This is a genomic window from Caulobacter endophyticus (assembly GCF_029543245.1).
Lineage (GTDB): Bacteria > Pseudomonadota > Alphaproteobacteria > Caulobacterales > Caulobacteraceae > Caulobacter > Caulobacter endophyticus_A.
In genome coordinates this window covers 69,400-86,739 of record NZ_JARQWV010000010.1, presented here as the reverse complement: position 1 = coordinate 86,739, position 17,340 = coordinate 69,400, and the positions used below count along the sequence as shown (strand labels likewise).

21 protein-coding genes are annotated in these 17,340 nt (G+C 69.7%); 12 read left to right on the top strand and 9 right to left on the bottom strand.

Features of this window, described 5'->3' with window-relative positions; genetic code table 11:
- Positions 1 to 16 precede the first annotated feature (16 nt).
- The gene (locus P7A99_RS11415; RefSeq protein ID WP_277793984.1) at positions 17 to 499 is read left to right on the top strand and encodes a YbjN domain-containing protein; all 483 of its coding nucleotides are present in this window, start codon (positions 17 to 19) and stop codon (positions 497 to 499) included.
- Between the two features lie 31 nt (positions 500 to 530).
- Positions 531 to 1,343, top strand: coding sequence for a dihydropteroate synthase (gene folP / locus P7A99_RS11410; protein WP_277793983.1), 813 nt, complete (start codon positions 531 to 533; stop codon positions 1,341 to 1,343).
- Between the two features lie 31 nt (positions 1,344 to 1,374).
- Here folP and P7A99_RS11405 read toward each other — a convergent pair whose 3' ends face one another.
- From P7A99_RS11405 to P7A99_RS11395, 3 genes are read right to left on the bottom strand one after another with little or no spacing between them, the layout of a single operon-like run.
- Entirely contained in the window at positions 1,375 to 2,283 is a 909-nt protein-coding gene (locus tag P7A99_RS11405) for an acyl-CoA desaturase (protein ID WP_277793982.1), read from the bottom strand.
- Positions 2,280 to 2,717, bottom strand: a complete 438-nt coding sequence (locus P7A99_RS11400) for a hypothetical protein (protein ID WP_277793981.1) — start codon at positions 2,715 to 2,717, stop codon at positions 2,280 to 2,282. The genes P7A99_RS11405 and P7A99_RS11400 overlap by 4 nt, the downstream gene beginning before the upstream one ends.
- A complete protein-coding gene (locus P7A99_RS11395) occupies positions 2,714 to 3,151 on the bottom strand; it encodes a hypothetical protein (RefSeq protein ID WP_277793980.1) in 438 nt (145 codons plus the stop codon). The genes P7A99_RS11400 and P7A99_RS11395 overlap by 4 nt, the downstream gene beginning before the upstream one ends.
- Positions 3,152 to 3,237: 86 nt before the next feature.
- On the opposite strand from P7A99_RS11395, the gene P7A99_RS11390 reads away from it, so the two are divergent.
- From P7A99_RS11390 to P7A99_RS11380, 3 genes are all read left to right on the top strand, one after another.
- Positions 3,238 to 3,552, top strand: coding sequence for a metalloregulator ArsR/SmtB family transcription factor (locus tag P7A99_RS11390; RefSeq protein ID WP_277793979.1), 315 nt, complete (start codon positions 3,238 to 3,240; stop codon positions 3,550 to 3,552).
- Between the two features lie 67 nt (positions 3,553 to 3,619).
- On the top strand, positions 3,620 to 4,030 hold the full coding sequence (locus P7A99_RS11385; protein WP_116568121.1) for an MliC family protein: 411 nt from the start codon (positions 3,620 to 3,622) through the stop codon (positions 4,028 to 4,030).
- A gap of 69 nt (positions 4,031 to 4,099) precedes the next feature.
- A complete protein-coding gene (locus P7A99_RS11380; protein WP_277793978.1) occupies positions 4,100 to 4,540 on the top strand; it encodes a hypothetical protein in 441 nt (146 codons plus the stop codon).
- 86 nt (positions 4,541 to 4,626) lie between these two features.
- On the opposite strand, the gene P7A99_RS11375 is transcribed toward P7A99_RS11380, so the two are convergent.
- Together P7A99_RS11375 and P7A99_RS11370 are read right to left on the bottom strand one after the other, a co-directional pair.
- Positions 4,627 to 5,370, bottom strand: coding sequence for a DNA polymerase III subunit epsilon (locus P7A99_RS11375; protein WP_277793977.1), 744 nt, complete (start codon positions 5,368 to 5,370; stop codon positions 4,627 to 4,629).
- A 56-nt stretch (positions 5,371 to 5,426) separates the two neighbouring features.
- Positions 5,427 to 6,326, bottom strand: a complete 900-nt coding sequence (locus P7A99_RS11370) for a hypothetical protein (RefSeq protein ID WP_277793976.1) — start codon at positions 6,324 to 6,326, stop codon at positions 5,427 to 5,429.
- A gap of 69 nt (positions 6,327 to 6,395) precedes the next feature.
- On the opposite strand from P7A99_RS11370, the gene P7A99_RS11365 reads away from it, so the two are divergent.
- Both P7A99_RS11365 and P7A99_RS11360 read left to right on the top strand, forming a co-directional pair.
- On the top strand, positions 6,396 to 6,725 hold the full coding sequence (locus P7A99_RS11365; RefSeq protein ID WP_109100886.1) for a DUF1491 family protein: 330 nt from the start codon (positions 6,396 to 6,398) through the stop codon (positions 6,723 to 6,725).
- 129 nt (positions 6,726 to 6,854) lie between these two features.
- Entirely contained in the window at positions 6,855 to 7,235 is a 381-nt protein-coding gene (locus tag P7A99_RS11360) for a hypothetical protein (protein ID WP_058347174.1), read from the top strand.
- Positions 7,236 to 7,251: 16 nt separating this feature from the next.
- On the opposite strand, the gene P7A99_RS11355 is transcribed toward P7A99_RS11360, so the two are convergent.
- Positions 7,252 to 7,389, bottom strand: coding sequence for a hypothetical protein (locus P7A99_RS11355; RefSeq protein WP_165256844.1), 138 nt, complete (start codon positions 7,387 to 7,389; stop codon positions 7,252 to 7,254).
- Positions 7,390 to 7,598: 209 nt separating this feature from the next.
- On the opposite strand from P7A99_RS11355, the gene P7A99_RS11350 reads away from it, so the two are divergent.
- The 4 genes from P7A99_RS11350 (at position 7,599) to P7A99_RS11335 (ending at position 13,424) form a co-directional block, all read left to right on the top strand.
- Complete coding sequence (locus tag P7A99_RS11350) at positions 7,599 to 9,167, top strand: hypothetical protein (protein ID WP_277793975.1); 1,569 nt, start codon at positions 7,599 to 7,601, stop codon at positions 9,165 to 9,167.
- Positions 9,168 to 9,250: 83 nt separating this feature from the next.
- Positions 9,251 to 10,867, top strand: a complete 1,617-nt coding sequence (locus P7A99_RS11345; protein WP_277793974.1) for a hypothetical protein — start codon at positions 9,251 to 9,253, stop codon at positions 10,865 to 10,867.
- Between the two features lie 9 nt (positions 10,868 to 10,876).
- Positions 10,877 to 12,475 (top strand): peptide chain release factor 3, encoded by a 1,599-nt coding sequence (locus P7A99_RS11340; RefSeq protein WP_277793973.1) that lies wholly within the window; start codon positions 10,877 to 10,879, stop codon positions 12,473 to 12,475.
- Positions 12,476 to 12,560: 85 nt separating this feature from the next.
- Positions 12,561 to 13,424, top strand: a complete 864-nt coding sequence (locus P7A99_RS11335; RefSeq protein ID WP_277793972.1) for a TonB family protein — start codon at positions 12,561 to 12,563, stop codon at positions 13,422 to 13,424.
- 39 nt (positions 13,425 to 13,463) lie between these two features.
- On the opposite strand, the gene P7A99_RS11330 is transcribed toward P7A99_RS11335, so the two are convergent.
- From P7A99_RS11330 to P7A99_RS11320, 3 genes are all read right to left on the bottom strand, one after another.
- Positions 13,464 to 14,252 (bottom strand): hypothetical protein, encoded by a 789-nt coding sequence (locus P7A99_RS11330; protein WP_277793971.1) that lies wholly within the window; start codon positions 14,250 to 14,252, stop codon positions 13,464 to 13,466.
- A 17-nt stretch (positions 14,253 to 14,269) separates the two neighbouring features.
- Entirely contained in the window at positions 14,270 to 15,472 is a 1,203-nt protein-coding gene (locus P7A99_RS11325; protein ID WP_277793970.1) for a hypothetical protein, read from the bottom strand.
- Between the two features lie 71 nt (positions 15,473 to 15,543).
- On the bottom strand, positions 15,544 to 16,770 hold the full coding sequence (locus tag P7A99_RS11320) for a glycosyl hydrolase 53 family protein (protein WP_277793969.1): 1,227 nt from the start codon (positions 16,768 to 16,770) through the stop codon (positions 15,544 to 15,546).
- Positions 16,771 to 16,937: 167 nt separating this feature from the next.
- Here P7A99_RS11320 and P7A99_RS11315 point away from each other — a divergent pair, with 167 nt between their 5' ends.
- Positions 16,938 to 17,318 carry a methylglyoxal synthase gene (locus P7A99_RS11315; protein WP_277793968.1) on the top strand — a complete coding sequence of 127 codons (381 nt, stop codon included), beginning with the start codon at positions 16,938 to 16,940 and terminating at the stop codon, positions 17,316 to 17,318.
- Positions 17,319 to 17,340: the final 22 nt, after the last annotated feature.

The window sequence follows — 17,340 nt, the reverse complement described above, 5'->3', positions numbered from 1 at the left end:
TAAAAAGGGAAAGCGCATGAAGACGTCGATGCTGGGCCTTCTGGCCGGAGCGATGCTCGCGATCACCCCCGCCGCCGCACTGGCGGCTCCCGGAGACATCCATGTCGACGGCATGACCGGCCCCGAGGTGGTCAAGTGGCTGCAGGACGGCGGCTACAAGGCCGAGCTGACCAAGGACGACGCCGGCGACCCGATGATCAAGAGCGCCGCCGGCGGCGTGAACTTCATCATCTACTTCTACGACTGCACCGCCAAGCCGCGCTGCAAGGCCATCCAGTTCTCGGCCAGCTTCGACCTGAAGCAGCCGATGTCGGCGGCCAGGATCAACGAGTGGAACACCAAGAACCGCTATCTGAAGGCCTATATCGACGACGAAGGCGACCCCTACGTCCAGTACGACGTCAATCTGAACGCCGGCCGGACCAAGGCCGTGCTCGACGATGACTTCGGCGTCTGGACCTCGATGATCGACGATTTCACGACCTTCATCGGCTGGTGACGCCGCCGGGGCATGGGGCTAAACCGGCCCCATGATCCAAGCCGTTCCAAGCGTCATGGGCGTGGTCAACGTCACGCCCGACAGCTTCTCGGACGGCGGCCGGTTCTTCGATCCCGCCGCCGCCCTGTCCCACGCCCGCCAGCTGATCGACGACGGTGCGTCGATCCTCGACATCGGCGGCGAGAGCACCCGGCCCGGCTCGGCCCCGGTGTCCGAGGCCGACGAGATCGCCCGGGTGGTCCCGCTGATCCGCGCCATCCGCGCCGAGAGCGACGTGACGATCTCGATCGACACCATGAAGCCGGGCGTCGCCCGCGCCGCCGTCGAGGCCGGCGCGGCCATCTGGAACGACGTCGCGGCCCTGCGTTTCGCGCCCGACGCTCCCGAGGTGGCCGCAGAGCTGGGCTGCGAAGTGATCCTCATGCACATGCGCGGCGAGCCGGGCACCATGCAGGACGAGCCGCGCTATGACGACGTGGTCGCCGAGGTCGAGGCCTTCCTGCTGGCCCGGGCGCTGACCGCCATGGCCGCCGGCGTCGAGCGCGAGAAGATCTGGCTCGATCCCGGCATCGGCTTTGGCAAGACGCTCGAGCACAACCTGGCCCTGCTGGCCGCCCTGCCGCGCTTCAACGCCTTGGGCTATCGCGTTCTGCTGGGCGCCAGCCGCAAGCGCTTCATCGCCGCCATCGACCCCCGCGCCCAGGACGCCCGCGACCGCCTGGGCGGCTCTCTGGCCGTGCACCTGCATGGCGCGGCCTGCGGCGTGGAGGCCGTGCGCGTCCATGACGTGCGCGAGATGAGCCAGGCCCTGGCGGTATGGAAGGCGATCGGGGCGGCGGGGTGATCCCCTCAGTCGCTCCGCCAGAAGGCGAGCCCTAAGCTCGCGCCAGCTCCGGCCGCTCGGGCAAGGTCTCGGGAGTCCGGACGTTCCAGGCGAGACCAAGCCGCTCCAGCAGGCGGATCAGCGCGAAGCCCCAGTCGGCCTGGCCGGGATAGAGGCCGATGCGCGCCGAGCCTGGCCAGGCGTGGTGGTTGTTGTGCCAGGCCTCGCCCATGGTCGGGATCGCCGCCCAGGGCACGTCGTGGGCCTGGACGCCCGAGGTTTCGACCAGCCAGCTTTGCGGACCCGTCCGATGGGCCAGGCGGCCGACGTACCAGTGTCCGGTCACCGACACGCAGACCCGTGCGGCCACGCCCCACAGCAGCCAGGACCAGCCGCCCAGTGCGAAGAGGACCAGCGCGACGGGAAGCTGCTGCAACATCCAGGTGCGCTCCAGCAGCCGGTAGAAGCGGTCCTGCGCGATGTGGGCCGGGATCGCCTGGCGCGGCGGGGTATCGAGGACGAGGCGGCCGTGCAGGTTCCAGGCGTAGTCGGTCCAGAAGTCGGCGCGGTTGGAAAGGTACGGGTGGCAGGCGTCCTGCCGCTGGCCCCAGTCGCGCAGGTCGTGGGCGGCGATCATGCCCAGCGGGCCGCTCATGCCCACCAGCGTGCCCAGCCACATCATCAGCCGGTCCAGCCAGCGCGGGCTTTCGAAGCTGCCGTGGATCAGCCGGCGATGAAAGCCGACCGAATGGCCGATCAGTAGGGTCGCGCCGGTCAGCAGGATAAAGACGGCCAGACCGCTCCAAGTGAAGAAGAACGGCGCGGCCAGGGTCCCGGCCAGCATCGCGCCTTGCCAGAGCGAGGTGGCCGGCGACCAGATGACGCGGCCGTTCAGGGCGTCGCCGCCGGCGTCGGGCGCGATCGAGTGCACGGCATAGGGATCGTCGTGGTGGACGCTCATTGCGAGGCTCCTTTGCGGTCGTAGGCGACGTGCACGACGATCCAGCCGACGACGGCGCCGGCCGCCGCCTGGCTGACGAGCATGAAGATCAGCCTGAGGGTTTCCTCGGCGGTCTTGTGAGGCTCTGCGCCGATCCACGCGCCGAGAGGGAGGGAGGACAGGACCGCACCGGCCAGGGCGCCGATCCGGCGCGAGCGGGCGCCGAAGAAATGCAGGACCGTCCCCACGGGAAGCCCGACCAGCAACAGGCCGCCGACCCACAGGAAGGGCGCATAGAAGAAGCCGCCGAGGGCGATGACCGGAGCAAACTCCGGCGGTCCGGTGAACAGGGCCACGACGAACAGCCAGCCGGCGACCAGGACGGTCCCCGCCGAGGCTCCGACGAGCAGGGCGGCGACGAGTTGGCCGCCGTTGGTGCGGGCCGGGGCGCTCATGCTCGCGCCCGGTAGGCGAAAGCGACGGTCAGGAGGCCGATCAGGCCGCCGATGGCGACCAGGCCCACGCAGAAGGCCCAGGGAGATCCCACGAGGTCCTGAGGCAGGCGGTCGCCGCAGGACAACAGCACGGCGGCGACCGCCAGGGCCGTCAGCACGGCGCCGGTCGCCGCGCCTGCTCCCGGAGAGCGGACGCCCCGCCGATGAAGCCACCACCAGACGGGACCGCCGAGCAGGCAAAGGCCGGTCAGCCAGACTGGAGCGGAAACGGCGAGGGCGATCGCGGCGATGTACAAGGCCAGGCTGCCGCTCGTCGGCACAGACATGGCGAAGGCCATTGTCGTCGTCAGCAGGGCGCCGGTCCCCGCGCCGAGGATCAGGGCTGAGACGACGTCGCCCCTGGTCGGCCGGGCTGGGCGAGGCGGCGGATGCATGGGGCGCTCCTTCTTCGAATAAGTGATTCCTTAAATACCTCATCGCTAGTTTGCAAGCGATTAGCGAACCGCTTAAATACGCATTCATGCAACGCGTGTTCGAAGCCCTGTCGTCGACGGTCCGGCGCAAGATCCTGGCCTATCTGGCCCATGCCGACCTGACGGCGGGCGAGATCGCCTCGCGCTTCGAGATATCCAAGCCGGCGGTCTCGCAGCACCTGTCGATCCTGGAGGCTGCGGGGCTGGTCAGCAGCGATAAGCGCGGCCAGTTCGTGCACTACAGCCTGGTGCGCGACAGTCTGGTCAACACGCTGACCGAGTTCGTGCAGGAGGTCTGCCCGGTCTCGCGGCCGCTGAAGGCCGAAAGCGCGCGCCTGAAGGCCGACCGCGACGCCGACTGATCGGCAACGACGTCGGGCGGCCGACGTTATAGGCTCATCGAACCTTTGCTTTTCGGGGAGCACGCCGATGATCCGTCCGTTGTTCGTCGCCGGCCTGGCCGTCCTGGCCCTGGCCGCCTGCGAGAAGAAGACCGAGGCGCCCAAGCCCGCGCCCACGCCCGACAACCTGGCCCAGAGCCCCGCGCCGCCGGCCGCGCCCGCCGCCGCCGAGCCCAAGCAGATCGTCTATGCCTGCGCCGACGGCAGCGTGCTGAAGGCGACCTATCCCGACGACAAGACCGCCGTGGTCGAATACGGCGACAAGACCCGCACCCTGACCGTGGCCATGTCGGCCAGCGGCGCGCGCTATGTGGGCGAGGGCCTGCAGTGGTGGACCAAGGGCATGACCGAGGGGATGGTCGCGCCGCTCAAGGACGGCGAAGACGTCGCCAGCGCCAAGCCGGTCGAATGCATGGCCCCATCCGACGCAGGGAAGTAGGGGGGCGGCGGCGCGTCGCGCGCCTGGGCCGGAGATTGCGGAGACGGAAGCTGTGCAATATCAAATTGCATGGATGAAGCCGATCCGCGCCCTTCGATCGAGCTAAGGCCCGCGACGTCCACGCTCGTCGTGCTGGGCGTTCTCGTCAGCCCGGTGTTGGTCATAGGCGTCGTCAGCTGGACGTATCAGGTTGAACAGCTGATCGGAGCCGGGATGCTGGCGCTGGGAGCCCTGGTCTGGGGCTCGGTTGCGACCATCCGCATCAGCGTTCGAAACGGGCTGATCGTTCGCAAGGTGTTCTGGCGCACGACGTGGAGCATCGCCAGCGCCGAAGCCTTGATCGAACGCGGACGAGGCGGCGGTGCGTCATTCATCCCCGCGGTGCTGATCAAGCGAAGGTCTACGGGCGAGAAGGTTGGGGAAATACTGGCGCCGCAATTTCACGCGGAGGCGCTGGCCGCATTCGCCGCCGCCGTGGAGGCCGGCGGCGGCCAATCCCGGATCCGATAGCCACCCTGGCTGGACCTTGGGAAATGCGGGTCCGGGCGCGGCCTCGGGCATGTCAGCAGCCGTCCCGCCGAGGGCTGAGGCGTAGCTCAAAGCAGCGTCCGCTGCGCCGGCTCCGCGGCCGCCGTCGGCGCGGCCTCGCCGCGGCGGCGCAGTTCGGTCTCGGCGCTGAAGCGCACGTCGGGGTCGCGGTCCTGGGCCAGCGTTCGCAGCGCCTCGTCGCCGATCAGGCCCCAGGCCTTGCCGCGCTCGGGGCCCTTGGGCGCGCGGGGCAGCAGGCCCGGCTCTGCGCTCCAGGCCAGGAGCTGCTCCAGCGAGGCCTCGCTGAGCATGTCGCGCAGGTGATGGGCGGTGACATAGGCGTCGGGCAGGGCGCGGTGGGCCGGCAGGCCCAGGGCGTGGACCAGGCCCTCGGGCCTGCGCTGGTAGCGCAGCATCTGGTTGGAGAAGCTGGTCAGCTGCGGCCACAGGCGCAGGGCGCATTTCCAGGTGCAGATCCACGCCGTTCCGCCCGCCAGGGCCGGCGTGCAGTAGCGCTGCTCGAACGAGGCGCGATGCGCAGCGAGGGCCGCGACGCCGCCTTCGGGCTTCAGCACAGGGGAGGCGGCGTTCTTCCAGAACGGCGCGCCGGCCACCTCTTCGTCGAGGATGTGGTGAACGGCCATGGTTTCCGGCGAGATCGGGCGGCCGGGATTGACCAGCAGCGAACCGCGATCCTCGTCCACACGCCAGAGGCCGTCGGGCCCTCGCACGACGTCCTGCCAGCCGATCTCGCAGACGTCCTGCGGTCCGTTGCCGGCGGTCTCGAGGTCGATGACGCGGATGCGTGTCATCGGCTGAATATGGGCCTTGACGGTCCGGGGGCCAAACGGCCCTGCGCCAGAACCTGTCAGCTGACTCGCAGGAAGGCGCGGCCGGCGGCGAAATCGCCGACCTCGACATAGGCCCGGCGCACGATCTCGCGGCCGCCGCGGGCCTGGATCACGAACTCGACGATGATCGCCTCGCGCGGGTCCAGCCGCGCGATGGCGTCGCCGGCTTCGCGCGGAAAGCGGAAGGTCATGCCGGTCTTGGCGCCGGTCGGCAGCAGGGTGGGGGCAGGGGCGGTGTCGCGCGTCTCGGGCGCGAACATCCGGGTGGCCGCGCGCGGGGCGGCGTTGTCGGCGAGGCTCCCGCCGGCGCGGGCCCTCAGATAGGGGCCGAGCGTGAGGGTCGGATCGCGCATGACCAGCCGCGCGGTATAGGGCTGGGCGCCGTCGGCGAAGGTCGCCACGGCCAGCAGCTCGGTGTTGCGGCCGGCCAGGCCGAACATCAGCCGGTCGCCGCCGAAGCTCGCGGCCTGCGACAGCCGCCAGAACGGGATGGTCGCCGAACTGGCGCGGTCGGCCTGCCAGCTGGCCCGGTCGCCCGGATAGTTCATCCGCTGCAGCAGGGCGTAGCCCTCGAAGGCCTTGCGCACGCGGCCGGCGGCGGTGGTCAGGTCCTTGGAGCCGCAGGGCACCGAGGCGGCCTTGGCGTGGGCGCGCTGCTGCACGCCGTCGAGTTGCTGGGCGCTGGCGCCGGCGCGAAGGGCCGCGCCGCGGGCCTGCACTCGGCCGGCGTCGAGGGCGCGCGACAGCGAGGCGCTGAACAGGCCGCAACGGGCGCCGGCGGCGCTCATCAGGCTGCGTTCGTAGAAAACGTCGGAGGGGGTGGCCGTCGCCGTCTGGGCCGAGCCGAGCACGGCTGTGGCGACGAGCGTCGCCGCCAGGCGCCGCTTTCGCGGGGCGGAGGTCTTCACGGTGGCCATTTTCTCGTATTCTGCGAGAGAGGATATTCGAGCGGACCTTAGCCGCTCCTGGTTGCGGTTCGGTTAGCAATGCTTCTTTCGACGGATCTTTGGGTGGGCGCGCTGATCCGCCGCGCCGAGCTGGGCGGGGCCTTCGCCATGGTCGTGCGCAAGGGCGACGCCCGGGCGGGCGCGGTGCTGGTCAAGGTGGTCGACCGCAAGGCCGGCACGGTGCGGCTCTACAGCGAGGCCACGCGCGGCGATGGCGAGCGGGTGTGGATGCAGCCCACCAAGTCCGACTTCGAGCCTGATCTCGACGCCTATGCCGAGCGCGCCGCCCGCATCGACCCCGATGTCTGGGTGGTCGAGATCGAGGATCGCGAAGGTCGCCATTTCCTGACCGAGGCGGTCGAGGGCTGAGCGGGCGGCGAGGCGACAGGCCGCACGGCGTTTGCGCAATCGTCCACAGCGTTAACCTTGCCGCTAAACCAGACCTAAAGTAGAGCGCGGCAGGATGTCGCAGGTCACCAGCAGCCCCGCCATCCGCCCATGCTCTTCCTGATGAACGACGTCGTGCTCAGCCTGGACGCCGCCGAACTGTCGCCGCCGATGACGCGCGACCGTTTCGCCGCTCTGTCGCTGAACTTCGTCGCCGAGCTGGGCAAGGAGCTCTATGCCGAGGAGCCGCTGCTGCACCACAAGCAGGTGGAAAAGGCCAAGCGCCTGGCGGCCCTGATCATCGCCAAGGCGCCGGAGATCAATGCGGTGCTGTTCGTCGCGCCGGCGCGCGGCTGCCTGATCGAGCAGGTGCAGGTGCGCTACGCCCAGATCGGTCTGGAAGTCATGGGCGCGCTGCACCAGCGTCAGAAGGCGGGCCAACTGACCAATCTCGAGGCCGATCGCCAGGTCTGGCGTCGGCTGGCGGCCTGACGTCGCCGGCGGGCCGCTACATCAGCAGGCCGGCCACGATGTTCAGGACGAGGGCGATCACCACCAGTCCGGCCAGCACCGTGCCCAGGCAGAGCGCGCTCTGCCCCAGGGGACGACGACGGATGTGATCGCGAGGGTCTTCGGCCAGGGCCATGTCGTTTCCTCCGTCGCCCCGACGGCTCTCGGGGGCCGAACGTCGGCGACAAGGCAAGCATGACTCCAAATCCCCAAGTTGAATAGGGGCATTTCGAACGCCCGTTCGTCGGGCGCCGGAACATTTCGCGAGCTTGACGAACCTCCCTGGGTTGCCAGCGCCGGACCGCTCTCGCTAGGTTCGGGCCCAGTATCGGGGGCTTTGCTTAGATGACGGAACGGACAGCGCGGTCGGCGGGGGCGCCGACGCGGCGGGCGATGGTGCTGGGGGCGGCCGCCACCCCCTTGCTGTGGGCGGCCGGGCTGTGGGCGGCCGGAGCGGCCTCGACCCGCGCCGCCGCGCCCGAGGGGCGATGGAGGGTCGCTTCATCCGCCAACTTCAACGTCTACAGCGCCGGCGACGAGCGCCAACTGCGCGCCTACACGCTTATGCTCGAAGACTTCGACATGACGCTGCGCTTCATGCACGGGCTGTCGCTGGACAAGGCCGCCGACCGCAAGCTCGATGTCCACCTGATCGACAACAAGGCCGAGCTGCGGGTCACCTATCCAGACGCTCACGAGGACTGGGCCGGCTACTACGTGGCCACCTCGCGCGACGTCGTCTGTGTCGCCCTGCGCCCGCGCCGGGTGTCTAGCCAGGACGACGACAGCAACGACATCACGATGCACGAGTACGCGCACCACTTCATGCGCCGCAACCTCACCTATGCCTATGCGCCGTGGCTGGTCGAGGGCTATGCCGAGTATGTCGCGACCACCCTGTTCAAGGGCGACGAGATCATCGTCGGCAAGATCAACGCCAATCGCGGCAGCTGGCTGATGAACGCCGGATGGCTGCCGCTGGAAGACCTTTTGACCAAGCGCTCCGGCGAGATCGTCTCGGAGCGGCGCAACAATTACTATCCCCAGGCCTGGCTGCTGACCCACTACTTCATGGGCGACAAGAAGCGGAAGGCGCAGCTGGAGGCCTATATCCGGGCGGTCGGCGAGGGGACGGGTTCGGTCGAGGCCATGGAGAAGGCCACCGGCATGACCCTGGCCGAGCTGACCCTGGCCCTGCGCGCCTACACCAAGGGCGATCTGCCGCTGCAGGGTTTCAGCCGCACGCGCAAGCGCGAGGTGCCGATCACCGTCACCCGCCTGCCGGCCTCGGCCGACGACCTGGTGCTGCAGCGCGTGCGCATGGCCCATGACGACTTCGACAAGGACGGCGCGGCCTTCGTCGGCGAGATCCGCAAGGTCGCCGAGCGCTATCCCGGCGACGCCTATGCCGAGCTGACCCTGGCGCGGGCCGAGCAGCTGGCCGGCGATCCGGAGGCGGGCATGGCCATCCTCGACCGCCGCCTGGCCGCCGATCCGGCCGACCTGCTGGCGCTGGAGTACAAGGCGCTGGGCCTGCTGGCCAAGGCCGGCAAGCAGCCCGACGACGCCGCGGCGCTGAACAAGGCCGCCGGCGCGGTGCTGGCCAAGGCCTTCCAGGTCGATTCCAACCGCTACCAGATCCTGCTCGCCTTCGCCCGCAGCCGGAAGACCGCGCCCGGCTATCCCAGCGACAACGTCATGGAAGCGCTGCTGCTGGCCAACGAGCTGGCGCCGCAGGTTTCTGAGGTGACGATGGAGACGGTCCAGGCCCTGGCCGCCCGCCGGGAGTACGGCCACGCCGCCTTCCTGCTGAAGCCGCTGGTCAACGATCCGCACGGCCGGCGCAGCGAGCGGGCGGTGCAGTTGCTCAAGGAGCTGGAGACCAAGGCGGCCGCGGGGAAGTCAGCCGCCTGAGACACGGCGTCGGGCGAAGCTGGAGCTTGCCCGACGCCAGGATGTCCGGCAAAGCTCAACGTGTAATTGTGCAGGGGGCGAGCTTGGCGTCGCGGGTTTTCGGGGTCGGTCTGGTCTTGGCGGCGGCTTTGGGCGCCTGGGCTCCAGCCTGGGGGCAGGGCGGCGGCGTGGCGGCCGCTCCGCCCGTCGTTCAGGCCGACGCGCCCGGCCGCTGGATCCGAGGCGAGAGCGAGCACTTCATCGTCTATTCGGACCGCAGCGAGGCCCTGATCCGCCGCTACGTGACGATGCTGGAGGACTTCGACAGCGTTCTGCGGACGCTGCACGGCAAGACCGACGCCGAGACCCCCCGCAAGCTGCCGCTCTATCTGCTGTCGAGCTCGCGCCAGCTGCGGCGGACGATCCCCGGCGCCGACGAGCGCATGCAGGGCGTCTATCTGACCGGCGTCGAGGACATCTTCGTCCTGGCCATCCGCGACGACAACAACGGCTACGACCGCAACAACGGCGACGACACAGTGCTGCACGAGTACACGCACCATTTCATGATGCAGTACTTCCCCGACGCCTATCCGGGCTGGATGGTCGAGGGGCTGGCCGAGTACTACAAGACCATCGACCTGCAGATGAAGAAGGTGCAGATCGGCGACTTCAGCCGCGGGCGCGCCAGTTCGCTGCTGAACGACAAGTGGCTGCCGATGTCGGACCTCTTGTCCAAGCGGCCGTCGCAGTTCGATCGCGATCAGGTGCTGACCTACTACGCGCAGTCCTGGCTGCTGACCCACTATGTCTGGAGCGACAAGGAACGCCGCAAGAAGCTCCAGGTCTATCTCGACCTGGTCCGTGACCACGGCGACCCGATGGCCAGCTGGACCAAGGTCTATGGCCAGGACGGGCCGGCCCTGGAAAAGGCCCTGCGCACCTACATGAACAAGCCCCTGCTGGCGCTGAACCTGACGCGCGAGCCGCCGAAGCCGCAGATCGCCTTCTCGCGCCTGCCGGCCGGCGCCGACGACCTGATCCTGGAGATCCAGCAGCTGAAGCTGGGCGTGGCCAAGGCCGAGGCGCCGGCCCTGCTGGCCAAGTTCCAGGAGGCGGCGGCCAAGCGTCCGAACGAATACTACAGCCGCCTGGCCCTGGCGCGGGCCGAGATCGAGCTGGGCGACCGCGCCAAGGGCGAGGCCATCCTCAAGACCCTGCTGGACGAGCGGCCCAGCGACCTGGAGACGCTTCAGGTCATGGCCTACAGCCGGCTGGAGACCGCCCGGCGGATGGCCCGCACCCCCGCCGACCGCGACAAGGCCAAGGCGATCTACGCCGACGCCGCGAACTATCTGGGCCGGGCCCACAAGGTCGACGGCGACAACTACCTGACGCTCTACGGCTACGCCGAGACCAAGTCGATGGACCGCGAGCCGTCGCAGAATACGCTCAACGTCGCGTTCCGGGCGGCGACGATCGCGCCGCAGAACCCCGCCATCCGCATGAACGCCGCCCGCCTGTTCATTCGGGCCAAGCAGTACGAGATCGCGCGCGAGCTGCTGGAGCCCGTGGCCGGCAATCCGCACGGCGGCGTGCAGGCCAGACGCGCGACCCAGCTGTTGACCACGCTCGAGGGCAAGGCCGACGGCGAGGCCCTGAAGCCTTCGACCGCCGCCGCGGCCTCGGGGGAAGGTGACAAGGACGCGTCGGGGGGGTAACTGCGCGGGATGAGCACCTCTCCCGCCGCTGAAGCCGCCCGTCGGCGCACCTTCGCCATCATCAGCCACCCCGACGCCGGCAAGACGACGCTGACGGAAAACCTGCTGCTGGCCGGCGGGGCGATCCGTGCGGCCGGCGCCGTGCGCGCGCGCGGCCAGGCCCGCCGCACCCAGTCGGACTGGATGAAGATCGAGCGCGAGCGCGGGATCTCGGTGTCGGCCTCGGTGATGACGTTCGACCACGACGGCCTGATGTTCAACCTGCTGGACACCCCGGGCCACGAGGACTTCTCGGAAGACACCTACCGCACCCTGACCGCCGCCGACGCGGCCGTCATGGTGCTGGACGCCGCCAAGGGCATCGAGCCCCAGACCCTGAAGCTGTTCGAGGTGTGCCGCCTGCGCGACATCCCGATCATCACCTTCATCAACAAGATGGACCGCGAGGCCCAGGATCCGTTCGAGCTGCTCGACGAGGTCTCGTCCAAGCTGGCCCTCGACCCCGCGCCGCTCTACTGGCCGGCCGGCTCGGGCGGTCGGTTCAAGGGCATGCTCGACCTGCGCAGCCAGCAGTTCATTCCCTACGCCAAGAAGAGCTCGACCGACGAGGAGGGGCATCCCGACCCCGTCGCCTTCAACGGCAACGCCATCGTCCAGTACCTCGACCCGGACGAGCGCTCGGAGCTGGAAGACAACGCCATGCTGGTCACCGAGGCCGGCAAGCCGTTCGACGTGCAGTCGTTCCTCGAAGGCCACATGACCCCGGTGTTCTTCGGCTCGGCCCTGCGCCACTTCGGCGTCGACCAGCTGCTGGCCGGCATCGGCGCCTATGCGCCGGCCCCCAAGCCGGCCAAGGCCAGCAAGGCCGGGGCCGAGACCCACGTCGCTCCGGGCGACAACGAGGTGTCGGGCTTCGTGTTCAAGGTCCAGGCCAATATGGACCCCAATCACCGCGACCGGATCGCCTTCCTGCGCCTGACCAGCGGCCGCTTCACGCGCGGCATGAAGCTGAAGGCCCAGAACACCGGCAAGGCCATGAGCGTCAACGCGCCAATTATGTTCTTCGCCTCCGACCGCGAACTGGCCGAGGACGCCTTCGCCGGCGACGTGATCGGCATTCCGAACCATGGCGTGCTGCGGGTGGGCGACAGCCTGTCGGAGACCGGCGCCCTGCGCTTCGCCGGCCTGCCCAACTTCGCCCCGGAAATCCTGCGCCGCGTGCGCGTGAAGGATCCGCTGAAGGCCAAGCACCTGAAGAAGGCGCTGGAGGGCCTGGCCGAGGAAGGCGTCACCCAGCTGTTCCGCCCGATGATCGGCAGCGACTTCATCGTCGGGGCCGTCGGCCAGCTGCAGTTCGAGGTCATGGCCGACCGCCTGGGCAACGAGTACCAGCTGGACGTGATCTTCGAGGCCAGCCCCTATGCCGAGGCCCGCTGGCTGGTCGGCGAGCGCGCCGACGTCGAGGACTTTGAGAACAAGCACAAGTCGGCCATGGGCCGCGACATCGACGACCAGCCGGTGTTCCTGGGCAAGAGCGCCTGGGAGATCGGCTACGTCGCCGAGCGCTATCCGAAGGTGCGCTTCGAGCGGACCAAGGAGCGGGGCTGAGGCTCCATCCCGGCTTTCCCGCCGCCCTTCTCGTGGTAGAGCTTTCGCGCGACGCTCGTCTTTGGCGGGCGTCGGCGGAGGGGCGATGCGGTTCTTGGGCTTGGGTCTGGCGGCGCTGGCCGCCGTCGTCGCGTCGCCGGCTCTGGCCGAGCGGCTTTCCACGGACGCCGACTACGTCCTGCCCGCCGGCCGCCATTTCTTTCCCGATCGCTCGCTGCGCTTGCAGATCGAAGGTTGGACGCGGCTGCGCTGCGCGGTCCATGAGGCCGGCGCGGTGGGCGACTGCGTCGTCGTCGGCGAGTCGGCCGTCGACCTGGGATTCGGCGATGCGGCGCTGAAGGCCTCTCGGGTGGCGCGCCTGACATCGCCCGCCCAGCCGGGCGATGTGGTCTACATCCATCTTGAATTCCGGTTTCCGGGCGGCGGCGCCCGAACGGTCGAGACCTCGGTGACGCCGCCGCAGCGCGCGACCATCGAGGCCGCGCGACCCGCCCTGGCCGAGCCGATCGGCATGGCCCTGGTCTCATGCGAGGCGCCGGTGAGCGGCGCGGGACCCCTGACCCGCTGTCGCGCGCTGGCCGAGGCGCCGTTGAATGACGGCTACGGCGCGGCCGGCGCGGCCCTGGCCGAGCGGGCCTACGTCTCGGCCCTGCCGCCGATGGCCCCCAGGGTCAAGGTCGCCATCCGGCCCGGGGACCGGCCCCGCAGGCCCCACACCTATACGGTCGAGGAGTACGACCTGGAGCCGGTCGGCGACCTTGCGACCCTGCCGCCCGCTCCGTCGGAACCGGTGTGGCTGAACTGCGCCCTGGGCGCCGACAACCGGCTGCGAGGCTGCCGACCGGACGGCCCCGAGGCCTCGAAGGAAGCGACCGCCGCGGCGCTGGCCCTAGCTAGGCGTCTTCGTTTCGCTCGCTGGACGACCTTCGTCATCAATTGGGGCCAGTAGGGCGCAAGCGGGGCTAGCCCGGACCGGCCTCGGCCGCCTTCAGGCGCTGATAGACGGTCTGGATCTCCGGATCGGTCGGCGAGATGGCATAGGCCTTGGCCGCCGCGCGGCGGCCTCGACCAGGTCGGGCGGGGCGCCGCCCTTGCGCTCGAAGCGGTCGATCCAGGCCGCCGCCTCCACCGTCGCCAGCATGGCGATCTCGGTCTGGGAAGCGGCCGCCTTGGAGCGCCAGAAGTCCCGCGCGGTCTCGATCGCCCGGTTAGGATGCCCGCCCTGGCGCTGGAACCAGGCCAGGTGCAGGGCGATGTCCGACCACGGCGCGCCGCACGAATTGGCCAGTTCGCGCCAGGACTGGGCCAGCTGGGCGCCTTGGCGATGCAGCTCGTTGCGCTTCAGCGCCCGCACCCACGGACCGCGCAGGGCGCGCTCGGGCAGCATGCCGGCGCGGCGGGCTGTCTCGGCGGCGTGAACGGCTTCCAGGTCGGCGACCGAGGCGAAAGGCCTGGGATACTCCGCGCCGAGTTCCTCGCGCATCTTCTGGTGGGCCCGTTCCTGTGGCGAGACGGCGGCCCTGACGGCGGCGACGGCCGGATGATCGGGGCGCGGCGCCACCAGCAGGCCGTCGGGCAGTCGGCCGAACGGGAACCGCACCCGGCCCATCGTCCCGCCGCAGACCAGCGCCTGGCGGGCCAGATCGACTTCCAGGATCGGCAGGGGCTCGTCGCACTCGCCGTCGTCCAGCGCGCAGCCGTGGAGCAGGGCCGGATCGGCCGCGTCGCTCTTCAGCCAGCGTTGCAGCAGGCGCCCGTCGATCTCCACTTCACTCACGCTATGGTCTCCGGGCGTCACGGGGCGGGGCTTGGCCCGTGCAGATATGGCTTGGCGCCGGCGGCGTCGACCCTCAGCGGCGGGTCTTCGTCACGCCGACCCAGCCACCGATCCGTTTCGCCGACGCCTGTCCCAATCCAGGCTAGCACCTGCTCGACGGGGATCGGATCGGCCGGCGCCAGGCGCAACTGGGTGACGAGGTCCCCGGGGCGCACCTTGCCGTCGATGATCGGCAGCAGGCGGGCATCCGCGCCGCGCTCGCTCCAGCCGAACGGCGACCAGTCGCTGGGTACGACTTTCAGCGCCAGATAGCGGCGGGGCGGGTCGCCGGGGCGGCAGGGCAGGACGGGGCCCAGCATTTCCGAACCGAAGATGTCCAGGGCCAAGTCCATGTAGGCGATCTTGTGGCCGCCGATCATGCGTGGACGGCAGGGAGGGGTCGCTCCGGCGGCGACGGGCGAGACTTCGTAGATGGCAGCGTCCGAAAAGCGGGCGAAGACATCGGCCGGCGCGGCGGTCAGGCGCACCTGGTCCTCGCCCTGGCCGCCCCGCAGCAGGCGCAGCCGCCGCACCAGCAGGTCCTGGTCGGCCTGTCCGCGCGCGACCGGCTCCCAATGCGTGATGCGCCGCTCGCCGTCGAGAAAGACCAGATAGTCGAGGCCGGGGTCGAGCATAGGCGGCGCGGCGCCATCGGAGTAGCGCGGTCGCTCCATGGGGCCTTCGATGTCGGTTCGACGGTCGGCGAGGCTTCCGCGGTGCAGGAACAGGAAACCGGCATGGCGACGGTGAGCCCTGCGGCTGTCTATCCCCCAGGTCGCTTTCCACAGGTCCAGGCGGCGGCTGTGCAGGAACGTCGGATCCACCGGAAAGGCGCCGTCCAGCAGAGCCGGGAAGCGCTTCTGCGGCTGGCCCTTGAAGGTCTCGATCAGATCGAGATCATAGCGTCGGCTGCGCTCGAAGGCGGTGCAGACATCGCCGTCCAGCCAGCCCGGCGCGTCCTGGCGCAGCCAGGCGGCCAGGCGCACCACGAAGCAAGGCGGCGTCCAGGCGGGCGTCGGACGGACGAGGGCCACGTCGGCGGCGTCTCTATACTCCGCGACGCCGGCTGGGCTTCGCAGCTGCGCCAGGCTCGGGGGCGGCGGCTCGTAATAGGTCGTCGCCAGGGCCTGGCCGGCCCAGGCGAGACCGAGGGCCAGCAAGGCCGTCCGCAAGCGCTTCAAGGCGTCCCCTCCCCAAGGTGTTCGCCTTTGGATTACGCTCGTAAATACATTTCAGGTCAAGCCGCGCGGCCTCACGCCTTCTTCAGTCCGTAGTCCCGCGCCATCTGGCGATAGAGCTCCATGAAGGCGTTGGCGTCGTAGCGGCCGCCGTGGTCGGTCTTCTCGGGATGCGGCGGCGGGGCGCCGGCGATCGCCGCGCCGGGGGCCTCGGCGGCGTTGATGCCCTGCGACAGCAGGTTGGGGCGCGGGCCCTCGCCGGCGTTCTTGCCGTCCTGGTCGAAGATCGCCTCCTGGTGTCGGGTGGGCTCCCAGATGAACGTGCCCCAGCCGCGCTGGCCCGGCGCGTCGAACACCAGGTCGTTCACGTAGCGCTTTCGGCTGGAATATTCGGCCACGTAGAAGCCGTGGTCGCGATAGCGCTCGCCGAACCGCGCGAAGGTGTTGGCCCAGTCTCCCTCGGCCGCCTGCTGGTAGCAGGAGAAGCCCGTGGCGTCGAAGCGCACGCCGCGCGCCAGCAGGCTGTCCATCCAGTGGCTGACGATGGTCCAGTGGCGGCCCAGATGGTTGTGCAGGCTGGTCTTCACGCCGGGCACGGCCTCGCGCGAGGCGTCCAGGCCCGCGCTGAGCAGCTTGGCCAGCTTGTCGAAGCCGCCGGCGTCGGGAACGTTCAGGTGCACCGCGTCGGTGGCCGGGTTGCCGGTGGGGACGGGCAGGGGCACGCGGCCGTCGGGCCACAGCATGCCGAAGGTGATCTCGTTGCCGATCACCACCATGTCGGGCTTGGCGCCGGCCTTCATCAGCGCACCCAGCACCTGGCGGGTGTGGTCGCCCACGGCCTTGACCAGGGCGTCGAACGACAGGTCCTTCCAGGCGGCGGGCTTGCCCTGCTTCTGAGGATCGGCCCAGGTGTCGCTGTAGTGGAAGCTGATCGTCAGGTGCATGCCGGCGGCCTTGATCCGCTTGGCCATGCCGACGGTCTGGGCCACGCCCGCCCACGGGTCGGTCTTGCGCCGGGCCGAATAGCCGTTCTCGGGATTGACGAAGACGCGGATCTTGATGGCGTTGAAACCCGCCTCGCCCAGGATCGCCAGGATGTCCTGCCGGCGACCGTTCGCAAAGAACTGCGCGCCGTCGGCCTCGTCCTGCGGGATCCAGGTGATGTCGGCGCCCAGCAGGAACGGGCCGGGGCGGGCGCCTGGCCCCCTTGCCTCGGATTGGGCCGCGAGCGCCATCGGCGCGGCCGACAGCAGGGGCAGGGCGGTCAGGCCCGCGGCGAAGGCGCGGCGGTCGAGGGTCATCGGCGGCTTCCTCCAGGGACCGCCTATGATCGCGGTCTCATTATTTGAGATATCGTTTCAATATATATCCTAGCGGCAATGCGCGCCAAAAGGGAAGGGCGCGTCGGGCTGGCGGCGACCACGCCAGCCGCTATAGGAGGGACGTTCGCAACCGGAGCCGTTCCCGCATGACCCGCCAGCTCGCCATCGGCCTCGTGGCCCACGACGACAAGAAGGCCGACCTCGTGGCCTGGGCCAAGGCGAACGCGGCCTTCCTGGAAAAGAACATCCTCTACGGCACCGGCACCACCGGCGGCCGGGTGCTCGAGGCGCTGCCGCAACTGCAACTGACCCGCCTCAAGAGCGGCCCCCTGGGCGGCGACCAGCAGCTGGGCGCGATGATCGCCGAGGGGCGGCTGGATATCCTGATCTTCTTCGTCGACCCGCTGTCGCCGCAGCCGCACGACGTCGACGTCAAGGCGCTGATCCGCCTGGCGACGCTGGCCGACATCCCGTTCGCCTGTAATGCGGCGACGGCGACGCTGGTGGTGAAGGGGCTCGCTGCCTGATCCCTCTCCCCTTGTGGGAGAG